This is a genomic window from Mycobacterium sp. (assembly GCF_044342925.1).
Taxonomy (GTDB): domain Bacteria; phylum Actinomycetota; class Actinomycetes; order Mycobacteriales; family Mycobacteriaceae; genus Mycobacterium.
The window spans coordinates 1-13039 of record NZ_JBIIOV010000094.1; the positions used below are offsets into that span (position 1 = coordinate 1).

Here is a 13039-nt window from a genome sequence, read left to right on the forward strand (position 1 = left end):
CTGCAGGGTGCGCCGGTGGCGTTGCTGACCACCACCGGCCGCAAGACCGGCGAACCGCGGGTGAGCCCGTTGCTCTATCTGCGGGAGGGCAACCGGATCGTGCTGGTCGCGTCCAAGGGCGGCTCGGCCAGCAACCCGATGTGGTACCTGAATCTCAAAGCCAATCCAGAAGTTTCGGTCCAGATCAAGGACGAGGTGCTGCATCTGATCGCCCGGGACGCCACCGAGGCCGAACGCGCCCAGTACTGGCCGCGACTGGTGCAGATGTACACCAGCTTCGACGACTACCAGTCCTGGACCGACCGGGTGATCCCGGTGGTCATCTGCGATCCCTAGGCGCCGCTGGTCAGGCCCCGTACACCGGCACCGGTGGACGGGCCTCGGCGAGCAATCCGCGCACCACCGGACCGAGTTCGCCCGGCTGCCAACGCGCTCTCTTGTCCGCTTGCGGTCCTTGCCGCCAGCCTTCGGCCACCCGGATGATGCCGCCCTCGACCTCGAAGACCCGGCCGGTGACCTCCGCCGACTCGGTGCTTCCCAGCCACACCACCAGGGGCGAGATGTTCTCCGGCGCCATGGCGTCAAACCCGCTGTCGGGCTTAGCCATCATCTCGGCGAACACGGTCTCCGTCATCCGGGTGCGCGCGGACGGGGCGATGGCGTTCACCGTGACGCCGTAGCGGCCCATCTCGGCGGCGGCCACCAGTGTCAGCGCGGCGATACCGGCTTTGGCGGCACTGTAGTTGCCCTGCCCCACGCTGCCCTGAAGTCCCGCTCCGGAGCTGGTGTTGATGATGCGGGCGTCCACCGGCTGGCCCTCTTTAGACTGCGCGCGCCAGTACGCGCCCGCATGCCGGGTGGTGGCGAAGTGGCCCTTGAGATGCACGGCGATGACGGCGTCGAACTCGTCTTCACTGGTGTTGGCGATCATCCGATCCCGCACGATCCCGGCGTTGTTGACCAGGACGTCCAGGCCGCCGAAAGCGTCGACGGCGGTTCCGATCAGCCCGGCGGCCTGATCCCAGTCCGCCACGTTCGCGCCGCTGGTGACGGCTTGCCCACCCGCGGAGCGGATCTCGTCGACCACGGATTGCGCCGCGCTACCGCCGCCGGCCGGTGAGCCGTCAAGTCCGACGCCGATGTCGTTGACCACCACCCGGGCGCCCTCGGCGGCGAAGGCGAGCGCGTGTGCGCGCCCGATGCCACCACCGGCTCCGGTGACGATCACGACTCGGCCGTCGAGCAGGCCCATGGTTCTCCTTACGTCCTGTGGGCGCTGGATGCGGACAGATACGACGGAGGCTCGCCGCCCCCGTGCACCGGAATGGTGGCACCGCTGATGTAGGACGCCAGATCCGAGGCCAGAAATGCTGCCGCCCAGCCGATCTCGGCAGGCTGAGCCAGCCGGCCAAGAGGCACGGTACTGGCTACCGCCGCTTGGGATTCGAAGTCGCCGTAGAACAACTCGACCTGCTCGGTGGCCACCATGCCGGCCACCACCGCATTCACCCGGACCTTGGGCGCCCATTCGACGGCCAGGCTGGCGGTCAGGCTGTCGACACCGGCCTTAGCCGCACCGTAGGCGGCGGTACCCGGCGACGGACGGCGGCCGCTGACACTGGAAATCGAGATGATCGACCCGCCCTCGGGCTGATGTTGCATCACCGCGTTGGCGGCCACAGACATGTAGAGCATGCCCAGCAGGTTCAGCTCGATCACCTTCTGGTGAAACCGCGGGGAGGCATCGGCGGCCAGCGCATAGGGCGACCCGCCGGCGTTGTTGACCACCACATCGAGGCGGCCGTGCGCGGCGACGATGGTGTCGACGAGGCCGCCGACCGCGTCGGCGTCGCGCACGTCGCAACTGTGGAATTCATACGGCAACCCGTCGACCGGCCGACGGGCGCAGGTCACGACAGTGGCACCCTGCCCGGCGAACACCTCGCTGATCCCCGCACCGACGCCCCGGACTCCCCCGGTCACCAGCACGATGCGGCCCCGCAGGCCGAGGCTGATCGGGCCATTCACTGTGCTAGCGTACCAAGCAAGTGCTTGCTTAGGGAGTTGCATGACGATCACGTCGTCCACCGTCGAGCCCGGCATCGTCGCGGTGACGGTCGACTATCCGCCGGTCAACGCCATCCCGTCACGAGGCTGGTTCGAGCTGGCCGACGCCCTGACCCAGGCGGGTCACGATCGCAACGCCCGGGCGGTGATCCTGCGCGCCGAGGGCCGCGGGTTCAACGCCGGCGTGGACATCAAGGAGATGCAGCAAACCACCGGGTTCAGCGCGCTGATCGACGCCAATCGCGGCTGCTTCGCCGCCTTCAAAGCGGTGTACGAGTGCGCGGTACCGGTGATCGCCGCGGTCAACGGTTTCTGTGTGGGCGGCGGTATCGGCCTGGTGGGTAACGCCGATGTGATCGTGGCATCCGACGACGCCACCTTCGGCCTGCCGGAGGTGGAGCGGGGTGCGCTGGGCGCGGCCACCCACCTCTCGCGGCTGGTGCCCCAGCACATGATGCGGCGGCTGTTCTTCACCGCGGCAACCGTCGACGCGGCTACCCTGCACCATTTCGGCTCGGTCCACGAGGTGGTGCCCCGTGCCGACCTCGATGAGGCCGCTCTGCGGGTGGCCCGTGACATCGCGGCTAAGGACACCCGGGTGATCCGTGCCGCCAAGGAGGCACTGAATCTCATTGACGTTCAACGGGTGAACTCCAGCTACCGGATGGAGCAGGGCTTCACCTTCGAACTGAACCTCTCCGGGGTGTCCGACGAGTTGCGCGACGACTTCGCCGGCACGAAGAAGGCCGAGAAGTGAGCAGCCCCCGCGATAAACGCACCACCCTCGACGCCGCAGTCGCCGGTATCGAGAGCGGCATGACGATCGGCATCGGCGGCTGGGGGTCGCGACGCAAACCGATGGCGTTCGTCCGGGCGCTGTTGCGCACCGATGTCACCGACCTCACCGTGGTGACCTACGGCGGCCCGGACCTCGGGTTGCTGTGCTCGGCGGGAAAGGTGACGAAGGCCTACTACGGCTTCGTGTCGCTGGACTCGGCTCCGTTCTACGACCCGTGGTTCTCCCGCGCCCGCACCAGCGGATCGATCGTCGCGCGGGAGATGGACGAAGGGATGCTGCGCTGCGGGTTGCAGGCTGCCGCGCAACGACTTCCGTTCCTGCCCACCCGCGCCGGGCTGGGCAGCTCGGTACCCGACTTCTGGGACGGCGAGCTGAAGACGGTGATGTCTCCTTATGAGACCGATTCCCGCCGTGAGGAACTGATCGCCATGCCGGCCCTGCGCTTGGACGCGGCGTTCGTCCACCTCAACCTCGGCGACAGACACGGCAACGCCGCCTACACCGGGATCGATCCGTATTTTGACGACCTGTTCCTGATGGCCGCCGACCGGCGATACCTCTCGGTGGAACGAGTGGTGCCGACCGAAGAACTGGTCAACGCCGTTCCCCCGCAGGCATTGCTGGTGAACCGGATGATGGTGGACCAGGTGGTCGAAGCGCCCAACGGCGCCCACTTCACCACAGCCGCTCCGGATTACGGCCGCGACGAGAGATTCCAGCGGCACTATGCACAATCCGCCGGGGCCCATTCCGCCGGCGACGAGACCGCCTGGGCGGACTTCGTCGCCACCTACCTGTCCGGCGGCGAGGCCGAGTATCAGGCCGCCGTCCGTCGCTTCGCCGACCAGCAGGAGGCGCCGTGATCCAGGTCAGCCGCGCCGAGGTCTGCGTCGTCGCCTGTGCCGAACTGTTCCGCGACGCTGGCGAGATCATGGTCAGCCCGATGACCACCATGGTGTCGATCGGCGCGCGGTTGGCGCGCTTGACCTTCGCACCCGACATCCTGCTCACCGACGGGGAAGCGCGGCTGTTGGCCGACACTCCAGCGATCGGTGCCGCCGGCGCCATCGAGGGGTGGATGCCGTTCGGCCGGGTCTTCGAAACCCTCGCCTGGGGGCGCCGCCACGTGGTGATGGGCGCCAACCAGATCGACCGGTACGGCAATCAGAACCTGTCCTCGTTCGGGCCGTTGCAGCATCCGACCCGGCAGATGTTCGGGGTGCGGGGCGCGCCGGGCAACACCATCAACCACGCCACCAGCTACTGGGTGGGTAACCACTCCTCCCGGGTGTTCTGCGCGTCCGTCGACGTGGTGTGCGGAATCGGCTGGGACAAAGTCGATGCCGGCAATCCGGCCTACCGGTTCACCGATGTTCACCGCGTTGTGAGCAACCTCGGCGTCTTCGACTTCGGCGGGCCGGGCGGCACCATGCGGGCGGTGTCGCTGCACCCGGGTGTCGTTCCAGAGGAGGTGCGGTCGGCCACGTCCTTCGAGATCCACGGCCTGGACGCGGCCGGGCGCACTCGACTGCCCAGCGGCGAGGAACTGGACCTGATCAAGACCCTCGATCCGAAGAACCTGCGCGACAAGGAATTAAAGGCATGAGGATCCAGACCGCGCTGACCCGCCTGGTGGGCGTCGAGCATCCGGTGGTGCAGACCGGCATGGGGTGGGTAGCGGGCGCACGCCTGGTTTCGGCCACCGCCAACGCCGGCGGGTTGGGCATCCTGGCGTCGGCCACCATGACGATCGACGAACTCGCCACCGCCATCGCCAAGGTGAAATCCAGCACCGACCGGCCGTTCGGCGTCAACCTCCGCGCCGATGCCGCCGACGCCGGCGACCGTGTCGAGTTGATGATCCGCGAGGGCGTCAAAGTCGCCTCCTTCGCACTGGCGCCCAAGCCCGAACTGATCGCCCGGCTGAAAGACGCCGGTTCCGTGGTCATTCCGTCGGTGGGTGCCGCCAAGCACGCCCGCAAGGTCGCCGGGTGGGGCGCCGACGCGGTGATCGTCCAGGGCGGCGAAGGCGGCGGCCACACCGGGCCGGTAGCGACCACGCTGCTGTTGCCGTCGGTCCTCGACGCGCTGGCCGGCGCCGAGATTCCGGTGGTCGCCGCCGGCGGCTTCTTCGACGGCCGCGGACTGGCCGCAGCGCTGTCGTACGGGGCGGCGGGTGTGGCGATGGGCACCCGGTTCCTGCTGACGTCGGACTCGACCGTCCCCGACGCGGTCAAGCAGCGCTACCTGCAGGCCGCCCTGGACGGCACCGTGGTCTCCACCCGCGTCGACGGCATCCCACACCGGGTGCTGCGTACCGGCTTGGTAGAGAACCTCGAAAGCGGTTCCCGGATCAAGGGTTTCATTGCCGCCATGGTCAACGCCGCAAAGTTCAAGAAAATGTCGCAGATGAGCTGGGCGGCAATGATCCGCGATGGCATGACGATGCGGCACGGCAAGGACATGACCTGGTCACAGCTGCTGATGGCGGCCAACACACCGATGCTGCTCAAAGCTGGTCTGGTCGACGGCAACACCAACGCCGGTGTTCTCGCGTCCGGTCAGGTGGCCGGCATCATCGACGACCTGCCGTCCTGCGCTCAACTCATCGATCAGATCGTCAGCGAGGCGATCAAACACCTTCAGGCGGCGAACTCCCTGATCGATTGAGCCGCCGCCGCGGACATCCACCGACCCATGATGCTCACCGCGGTGTTGGCGGCCATGCCACCCGCACTCTTCCGAATCGATCCTGTCCGTTCGCTGTTCGTGGATTCGTTGCTGGGCAAGGCCTTTGGGCCGTTCGCACCCGCACTGGTACTGGGACTGATCTTCTTGATCGTCAAGTGGGTTCTGTTCCGCAGGTTCGATCGGTGGTTGGCGACCGGCTGGGCGGCTCTGGTGGCCTCCGGCGCTCTTCTGATGCTGATCGCGACGACGTCCTGGTGGGATCGGCTCACCTCAGCGCTGGTCTGAATCCGGTTCAATCCGTATCGTCGGCCCATGGGGATCGCACCGGAGAGTTGGCCCGCACCGTTTCAGCGGATGATCCGGATGTCCAACAAGCATCTGCTCAACCCGCTCATGCTTCGTCTGGCCGGTAGCCGGTTCTGGTATGCGTCTGTCATCGAGCACGCGGGGCGTCGCTCCGGCAAGAAGTATTCGACACCGATTGTTGCTGACCGGGTGGACGGCGAGGTCCTCATTCCGCTGCCCTACGGCACTCAGGTCGACTGGGTCCGCAACGTGATGACCGCCGGACGCGGCACCCTGGTGCATAAGGGTGAGACGCTCTCCGTCACCTCTCCAGAACTCATCGACTCGACCCAGGCTCTTCCACTGCTGCCGGCCAACAGACGCCGCACATTCGAACGCATCAACATCGGTCACTTCATGCGGGTACGGATCTCCTGAGACGAACCGCTCACGATGCAGTGAAGCTAAACACTTCATTCTTGGCTAATGAAGTTATTTGCTTCATACTCTGGATATGAAGCGCAGACCTTCATCGATAGTCGCAACGCTGATTGGCGACGTGGTGGCTTCTCGCAAGTCCACCGACCGCGCCGCCCTGCACCGCGCCGTCACCGCTGCCCTGGCCGACGGAGCCGGGGAGGCGCTGAACCCGCCCGCGCTGACAGTCGGTGACGAGTTCCAGGGCACGTATCCGAGCGTGGGCGCAGCCATCGACGCGACACTGGCGATCAGGCTGGCCGCCGAACCTGGCGTCGACATCCGCTTCGGCATCGGGTGGGGCGAGGTCACGGTCCTCGACGACCGCATCCAGGACGGCCCCGGCTGGTGGGCGGCCCGCGAAGCCATCGAGTGGACCGCCGAGACCCAACAGCAGACCGCGCTGTCCTCGATCCGCACGGCGTTCCGCAACGCCGGACCGGCTGGGCCCGACGAGCATGCGGTCAACGCCGCCCTGATGTGTCGGGACCAACTGCTTGGATCACTCGATGAGCGGTCAGGTCGACTGCTGCGGGGCTTGTTATCGGGGAAGACGAAGAAGGAATTGGCGACGGTGGAGGGAATCAGCGCCTCGGCGGTGTCACAGCGTTCGGTCCGCGACGGACTGGACGTACTGGTGCTGGCATCGTCGGAGCTGCGCCGCGTCGCGGAGGGAACCGCGCAGTGAGCATCATCGCCGTATTGCTCGTCGCCATCGGCTGCACCGATCTGCTGCGCTCACCGAGTACTTCCTGATCGGCAGCTTCGCCAGCTGGATCATCGCCCTCGGAGGCCTCGCGCTCACCCTCCCGCGCTGAGCCGGGCGCCTACAGCCGTTCGATGATGGTGACGTTGGCGGTGCCGCCGCCCTCGCACATGGTCTGCAGCCCGTAGCGGCCGCCGGTGCGCTCGAGCTCGTTGAGCATGGTGGCGAAGAGTTTGGCGCCGGTCGCGCCGAGCGGATGACCCAGTGCGATGGCGCCGCCGTTGGGATTGACTTTCGCCGGGTCGGCGCCGGTCTCCTTGATCCAGGCCAGCACCACCGGGGCGAATGCCTCGTTGATCTCCACCACGTCGATGTCATCGATGGACAGGCCGGTCTTGTCCAGGGCGTACCGGGTTGCCGGGATGGGGCCGGTGAGCATCAGGACGGGATCGGCTCCGCGGCAACTGATGTGGTGGATGCGGGCCCGGGGCGTGAGACCGTGGTCCTTGACAGCCCGCTCGGAGGCCAGCAGCACCGCACTGGCGCCGTCACAGATCTGGCTGGCCACCGCCGCGGTCATCCGGCCGCCGTCGCTGAGTGTGGGCAGCCCGGCCATCTTCTCCAGCGTCGTCTCGCGGGGAGTCTCGTCGACGGCGAAGCCCACCCCGTCGATGTCGACGGCGACGATCTCGTTGGCGAAGTGACCCCCGCGGATGGCCGCGAAGGCACGCTGGTGGCTGGCCAGCGCCCAGCGCTCCATGTCCTCCCTTGAGATATCCCACTTCGCGGCGATCATCTCCGCGCCGCGGAACTGCGAGATCTCCTCGTCGCCGTAACGCTGCAGCCAGGCCTTGGACTCGGCCGTCGGGGTGGTGAAGCCGAATTCCTTGCCGACGATCATCGCCGACGAGATCGGGATCTGGCTCATGTTCTGCATCCCGCCGGCCAGGATCAGATCGGCGGTGCCGGACATGATGGCTTGGGCGCCAAAGGAAATCGCCTGCTGGCTTGAGCCGCACTGACGATCAACGGTGACGCCGGGCACCTCTTCGGGGTAGCCGGCGGCCAGCCAGGTGAGCCGGGCGATGTTGCCGGCCTGCCCGCCGATGGCGTCGACGCAGCCGACGATCGCATCATCGACCGCACCGGGATCGACGTCGTTGCGGGCGAAGATCCCTTGGAAAGCATGGACTCCGAGGTCGATCGGGTGCAGACCGGCCAGTGACCCGTTGCGCTTGCCGACGGCGGTGCGCACCGCGTCGATGACGTAGGCATCAGGGGCCTGGGGCACTTCACTTCTCCTTAGCCGCGGCGATGCCGCCGAGAACGATGGACAGGTACTGGCGGCCGACCTGTTCGGCGGTGAGCGGACCGCCGGGCTGATACCAGCGCACCGACACCCAGGTGGTGTCGCGGATGAACCGGTACACCAGATCGACATCGATGTCCGAGCGGAAGTAGCCCTGCTCGACGCCTTCGGTGAGGACGTCGACCCACATCTTGCGCTGGCGCTTGTTCAGGTCGTCGACGTAGCCGAACCGCGGCTGACCGGATAACCGCTTGGCCTCGTCCTGATAGATCACCACCTCGGCGTGGTGGTGCTCGATGGCGTCGAAGGACGCCATGAACAGTCCCCGCAACCGCTCCAACGGGTTTCGCTCAGTGTCGATGATCTGCTGATAGCGATCGAACAACCAGTCCAGAAATCCGCGCAGCACCTCGTCCACCATCTCCTCCTTGGAGGAGAAGTGGTGATAGAGGCTGCCGGAGAGAATGCCGGCCGCGTCGGCGATATCGCGGACCGTGGTGGCCCGCAGACCCCGCTCGGCGAACATCGACGCCGCCAATTCCAGCAGTTCTTCTCGCCGGGTGGCCGGCGTTGGCGCGCTCACGGGTGCTGGCTCGACACCGAGATGACTTCGCCGGTCAGGTAACTGGAGTAGTCGCTGGCCAGGAACGCGATGGTGGCGGCGACCTCCCACGGCTCGGCGGCCCTACCGAAGGCCTCATCTTCCGACAACCGGTCGAGCAGATCGGCGGAACTGGTCTTCTCCAGGAACTTGTGCCGGGCGATGCTGGGCGACACCGCGTTGATCCGCACCCCGTACTCGACGGCTTCGATTGCGCTGCAACGGGTCAGCGCCATGACGCCGGCCTTGGCAGCCGCATAGTGCGACTGGGAGTGCTGCGCCCGCCAGCCCAGCACGCTGGCGTTGTTGACGATCGCGCCGCCATGACCGGCATCACGGAAATACGCCAGCGCAGTTCGGGTCGCACGCATCACCGAGGTCAGCGTGACGCTCAGAACCCGGTCCCACTCGTCGTCGGTCATATCAATCACCGGCGTCTGTCCACCCAGGCCGGCGTTGTTGACCAGGACGTCCATCCGTCCGAACCGGGCGGTGGTCGAGGCGACCATCGCGTCCACCTGGGCTGAGGACGTCACGTCGCACACCACGCTCTCCACCCGCCCAAGGCCCAAGGCCGACAGCGCATCGCGCGTCCCGCCGAGCCGGCGCTCGTGGTGGTCGGAGATCATCACATCGGCGCCCTCCAGCAGCGCCCGCCGGGCGGTGGCCGAACCGATGCCGGTGCCCGCGGCCGCGGTGACGACGACCACCTTGCCGCTGAGCAGACCGTGGCCTGCCGTCTCCTCCGGTGGTACCGACAACGACGCCATCAGCCCCTCGCCTCCCGCGGCAGGCCGAGCACCCGCTCGGCGATGATGTTGCGCTGAACCTCGTTGGATCCGCCGTAGATGGTGTCGGCGCGGGAGAACAGGAACAGCCGCTGCCATTCGTCGAAGTCGTTGCCGTCCAACACAAGTCCGGCTTTGCCCCGGATGTCCATGGCCAGCTCGCCGAGGTCGCGGTGCCAGTTCGCCCAAAGTAGTTTCGACACCGAGTCTTTTCCGGCGGCCTGGCCGTCATCCTCCTCGTCCATGGTGGCGAGGGCGAACGAGCGCATCGCCTGCAACCCGGCCCAGGCCCGGGTCAGCCGGTCCCGGATCAACGGATCGTCGACGGCGCCGCAATTCCTGGCCAGCTCCACCAGACCGGACAGCTCACGGGCGTAACGGATCTGCTGGCCCAGCGTCGAAACCCCACGCTCGAACATCAGGGTGCCCATCGCCACCCGCCAGCCGTCGCCGGGCTCGCCGACCACCAGGCCGGCCTCGGTGCGGGCGTCGGTGAAGAACACCTCGTTGAACTCCGAGTCGCCGGTGAGCTGCACGATGGGCCGGATCTCCACCCCCGGCTGGTCCAGCGGCACCAGCAGATACGACAGGCCGGCGTGCCGCTTCGAGCCCTTTTTGGAGCGCGCCAGCACGAAGCACCACTGCGACCAGTGCGCCAACGACGTCCAAACCTTCTGCCCGTTGATCACCCAGTACTGATTTCCCGTCGCTTCGCTCGCCGAGGGGGAGCCCTCCAACACCGCTGAGGTCGACACATTCGCCAGGTCGCTGCCGGCGCCGGGCTCGGAGTAGCCCTGGCACCACAATTCGGTGACGTCACGGATGGCGGGCAGGAAGCGCTGCTGCTGCTCCGGGGTGCCGAAAGCGATCAGGGTCGGACCGACCAGTTCCTCACCGAGGTGGTTGACCTTGTCGGGGGCGTCGGCACGGGCGTACTCCTCGTAGAACGCCACCCGGTGCGCGACAGACAGCCCCCGGCCGCCGTGTTCGACGGGCCAGCCCAGACAGGTCAGCCCGGCCGCGGCGAGGTGCTGGTTCCAGGCCCGTCGCTCCTCGAATGCCTCGTGCTCACGGCCAGGACCGCCGAGGCCCTTGAGGGCGGCGTAGTCGCCGACCAGATTGTCGGCCAGCCACTCCCGGACCTCTGCCCGGAACTCGTCGACGCGCACCCGAGTAGGCTAACCTACCAAGCACTTGCTTTGTTGGCTTGGGGCCAGGTAGGAGCACTCATGGGCGGCTACCCGCTGACCACTCCGTCGGTGCTGAACCGGATGGCTTTCGACCGCGCCGACCACGACGCGCTGATCGCCGCGGATCGCCGGTTCACCTTCGCCGAACTGCACGACGAGGTCCGGCGCACTGCCGCGGCGATCGCCGGCCTGGGCGTCCAACCCGGCGACCGGGTGGCGCTGTGGTCGCCCAACACCTGGCACTGGGTGGTCTCCTGTCTTGCCATCCACTACGCCGGCGCAGTGCTGGTACCGCTCAACACCCGCTACACCGCCGACGAAGCCACCGACATCCTGCGGCGCACCCACGCGCCGCTGCTGCTCGGGATGAGCCGCTTCCTGGGCGCCGACCGGATCGCGAATCTGGATCGGGCCGCGCTCGGGGCATTGCGGCATGTGGTCAGGGTGCCGGTGGAGGATGACGACGGCGAGAAAGAGGCCGGGTCGTGGGACGAGTTCCTCGCCGGGCCGCAGATTCCGCTCTCGGAGGTCGACGCCAGGGCCGCGGCGGTGCGCCCGGACGACGTCGCCGACATCCTTTTCACCTCGGGCACAACCGGACGCAGCAAGGGCGTACTGTGCGCCCACCGCCAGTCATTGTCGGCCTCGGCCGCGTGGGCGGAATGCGGGCAGATCACCAGCGCCGACCGCTACCTCTGCATCAACCCGTTTTTCCATAACTTCGGATACAAGGCCGGGATCTTGGCCTGCCTGCAGACCGGAGCGACGCTCATCCCGCAGCTGACCTTCGACGCCGAGCAGGCCATGCGAGCGGTGGCCGAGCATCGGGTCACCGTCCTGCCGGGTCCGCCCACCATCTTCCAGACTCTGCTCGACCATCCGGCGCGGGCGGACCATGACCTGACGTCGCTGCGCTTCGCGGTCACGGGGGCGGCCACCGTGCCGGTGGTGCTCATCGAGCGGATGCAAACCGAACTCGACTTCGACATCGTGCTGACCGCCTACGGACTGACCGAGGCCAGTGGCTTCGGCACGATGTGTCGCGCCGACGACGACCCGGTCACCGTGGCGACCACGTGTGGTCGCCCCATCGCCGATTTCGACTTGCGCATCGACGGAGCCGCTGGGCCGGCGACATCCGATTCGGCGCCGGACGCCGCGGGCGCGGGTGAGGTGCTGCTGCGGGGCCCCAACGTCATGCTCGGCTACCTCGACGACCCGGCGGCCACCGCAGCCACCGTCGACGCCGACGGCTGGTTGCATACCGGAGATATCGGCACGGTGGACGAGGCGGGAAATCTGCGCATCACCGACCGGTTGAAGGACATGTACATCTGCGGTGGTTTCAACGTTTACCCCGCCGAGGTGGAGCAGGCACTGGCCCGGCTGGACGGGGTCGCCGACGTCGCGGTGATCGGTGTGCCCGACGACCGGCTCGGCGAGGTGGGTCGCGCGTTCGTCGTCCGGCGCCCCGGCGCCGAACTCGACGAGGCTGCCGTAGTCGCCTTCAGCCGACGACATCTGGCCAACTTCAAGGCGCCGCGTTCGGTGGCATTCCTCGACGTGCTGCCCCGCAACGCTGGCGGAAAGGTTCTGAAAACCACACTGCGAGAGATGGTCTGAGTGGATTTGCGATGGATTTAGAGTACGACGATCAGACCTGCGCCTTCCGCGACGAAGTCCGCGAATTCCTCACCGCCAACCGGGACAGGTTTCCCACCGCCTCCTACGACAACACCGAGGGTTTCGAGCAGCACCGCCGCTGGGACCGGCTGCTGTTCGACGCGGGCCTGTCGGTCATCACCTGGCCGGAGAAATACGGTGGCCGCGATGCCACGCTGCTGCAATGGGTGGTTTTCGAGGAGGAGTACTTCCGCGCCGGCGCGCCGGGACGGGCGAGCGCCAACGGCACCTCAATGTTGGCTCCGACACTGTTCTCGCACGGCACCGAGGAGCAACTGGATCGCATCCTGCCGAAAATGGCAAGCGGCGAACAGATTTGGGCACAGGCCTGGTCGGAACCGGAGTCGGGCAGCGATCTGGCGTCGCTGCGGTCCACCGCCACCCGCACCGAGGGCGGTTGGCTGCTCAACGGGCAGAAGATCTGGAGCAGCCGCGCTCCGTTT

16 protein-coding genes are annotated in these 13039 nt (G+C 67.3%); 10 read left to right on the forward strand and 6 right to left on the reverse strand.

What is annotated here, in order from left to right; all coding sequences use genetic code 11:
- A partial coding sequence (locus ADBZ6I_RS11020) for a nitroreductase family deazaflavin-dependent oxidoreductase (protein ID WP_526383709.1) occupies positions 1 to 336 on the forward strand: 336 nt, incomplete at its 5' end.
- A 10-nt stretch (positions 337 to 346) separates the two neighbouring features.
- Here ADBZ6I_RS11020 and ADBZ6I_RS11025 read toward each other — a convergent pair.
- Entirely contained in the window at positions 347 to 1252 is a 906-nt protein-coding gene (locus tag ADBZ6I_RS11025) for an SDR family oxidoreductase (RefSeq protein WP_526383711.1), read from the reverse strand.
- 8 nt (positions 1253 to 1260) lie between these two features.
- Positions 1261 to 2028 (reverse strand): SDR family oxidoreductase, encoded by a 768-nt coding sequence (locus ADBZ6I_RS11030; protein ID WP_526383713.1) that lies wholly within the window; start codon positions 2026 to 2028, stop codon positions 1261 to 1263.
- A 40-nt stretch (positions 2029 to 2068) separates the two neighbouring features.
- On the opposite strand from ADBZ6I_RS11030, the gene echA20 reads away from it, so the two are divergent.
- The 7 genes from echA20 to ADBZ6I_RS11065 all read left to right on the forward strand — a co-directional run bounded on the left by echA20 (position 2069) and on the right by ADBZ6I_RS11065 (position 7007).
- Positions 2069 to 2824: a (7aS)-7a-methyl-1,5-dioxo-2,3,5,6,7,7a-hexahydro-1H-indene-carboxyl-CoA hydrolase gene (gene echA20 / locus ADBZ6I_RS11035; protein ID WP_526383715.1), complete on the forward strand. Its 756-nt coding sequence runs from the start codon at positions 2069 to 2071 to the stop codon at positions 2822 to 2824.
- Positions 2821 to 3729, forward strand: coding sequence for a cholesterol ring-cleaving hydrolase subunit IpdA (ipdA, locus tag ADBZ6I_RS11040; RefSeq protein ID WP_526383717.1), 909 nt, complete (start codon positions 2821 to 2823; stop codon positions 3727 to 3729). Before echA20 ends, ipdA begins: the two co-directional genes overlap by 4 nt.
- Positions 3729 to 4472, forward strand: coding sequence for a cholesterol ring-cleaving hydrolase subunit IpdB (ipdB, locus tag ADBZ6I_RS11045; RefSeq protein ID WP_526383739.1), 744 nt, complete (start codon positions 3729 to 3731; stop codon positions 4470 to 4472). Before ipdA ends, ipdB begins: the two co-directional genes overlap by 1 nt.
- Entirely contained in the window at positions 4469 to 5536 is a 1068-nt protein-coding gene (gene ipdC, locus ADBZ6I_RS11050; RefSeq protein ID WP_526383719.1) for a (3aS,4S,5R,7aS)-5-hydroxy-7a-methyl-1-oxo-octahydro-1H-indene-4-carboxyl-CoA dehydrogenase, read from the forward strand. The genes ipdB and ipdC overlap by 4 nt, the downstream gene beginning before the upstream one ends.
- A gap of 27 nt (positions 5537 to 5563) precedes the next feature.
- Complete coding sequence (locus tag ADBZ6I_RS11055; protein WP_526383721.1) at positions 5564 to 5842, forward strand: hypothetical protein; 279 nt, start codon at positions 5564 to 5566, stop codon at positions 5840 to 5842.
- Positions 5843 to 5869: 27 nt separating this feature from the next.
- Positions 5870 to 6280 (forward strand): PNPOx family protein, encoded by a 411-nt coding sequence (locus tag ADBZ6I_RS11060; RefSeq protein ID WP_526383723.1) that lies wholly within the window; start codon positions 5870 to 5872, stop codon positions 6278 to 6280.
- Positions 6281 to 6356: 76 nt separating this feature from the next.
- Positions 6357 to 7007 (forward strand): SatD family protein, encoded by a 651-nt coding sequence (locus ADBZ6I_RS11065; protein WP_526383725.1) that lies wholly within the window; start codon positions 6357 to 6359, stop codon positions 7005 to 7007.
- Between the two features lie 139 nt (positions 7008 to 7146).
- On the opposite strand, the gene fadA6 is transcribed toward ADBZ6I_RS11065, so the two are convergent.
- Genes fadA6 through ipdE1 form a run of 4 tightly spaced genes read right to left on the reverse strand, consistent with a single transcriptional unit; the run spans position 7147 to position 10892 of the window.
- The gene (fadA6, locus tag ADBZ6I_RS11070; RefSeq protein ID WP_526383727.1) at positions 7147 to 8316 is read right to left on the reverse strand and encodes a steroid 3-ketoacyl-CoA thiolase FadA6; all 1170 of its coding nucleotides are present in this window, start codon (positions 8314 to 8316) and stop codon (positions 7147 to 7149) included.
- Between the two features lies 1 nt (position 8317).
- Positions 8318 to 8917, reverse strand: a complete 600-nt coding sequence (gene kstR2 / locus ADBZ6I_RS11075; RefSeq protein ID WP_526383729.1) for a TetR family transcriptional regulator KstR2 — start codon at positions 8915 to 8917, stop codon at positions 8318 to 8320.
- Positions 8914 to 9705 carry a (5R,7aS)-5-hydroxy-7a-methyl-1-oxo-2,3,5,6,7,7a-hexahydro-1H-indene-carboxyl-CoA reductase gene (gene ipdF / locus ADBZ6I_RS11080; RefSeq protein ID WP_526383731.1) on the reverse strand — a complete coding sequence of 264 codons (792 nt, stop codon included), beginning with the start codon at positions 9703 to 9705 and terminating at the stop codon, positions 8914 to 8916. The genes kstR2 and ipdF overlap by 4 nt, the downstream gene beginning before the upstream one ends.
- On the reverse strand, positions 9705 to 10892 hold the full coding sequence (gene ipdE1, locus ADBZ6I_RS11085) for an acyl-CoA dehydrogenase IpdE1 (protein WP_526383733.1): 1188 nt from the start codon (positions 10890 to 10892) through the stop codon (positions 9705 to 9707). The genes ipdF and ipdE1 overlap by 1 nt, the downstream gene beginning before the upstream one ends.
- 60 nt (positions 10893 to 10952) lie before the next feature.
- On the opposite strand from ipdE1, the gene fadD3 reads away from it, so the two are divergent.
- Complete coding sequence (gene fadD3 / locus ADBZ6I_RS11090; RefSeq protein WP_526383735.1) at positions 10953 to 12536, forward strand: 3-((3aS,4S,7aS)-7a-methyl-1,5-dioxo-octahydro-1H-inden-4-yl)propanoate--CoA ligase FadD3; 1584 nt, start codon at positions 10953 to 10955, stop codon at positions 12534 to 12536.
- Positions 12537 to 12547: 11 nt separating this feature from the next.
- A partial coding sequence (locus ADBZ6I_RS11095; RefSeq protein ID WP_526383737.1) for an acyl-CoA dehydrogenase family protein occupies positions 12548 to 13039 on the forward strand: 492 nt, incomplete at its 3' end.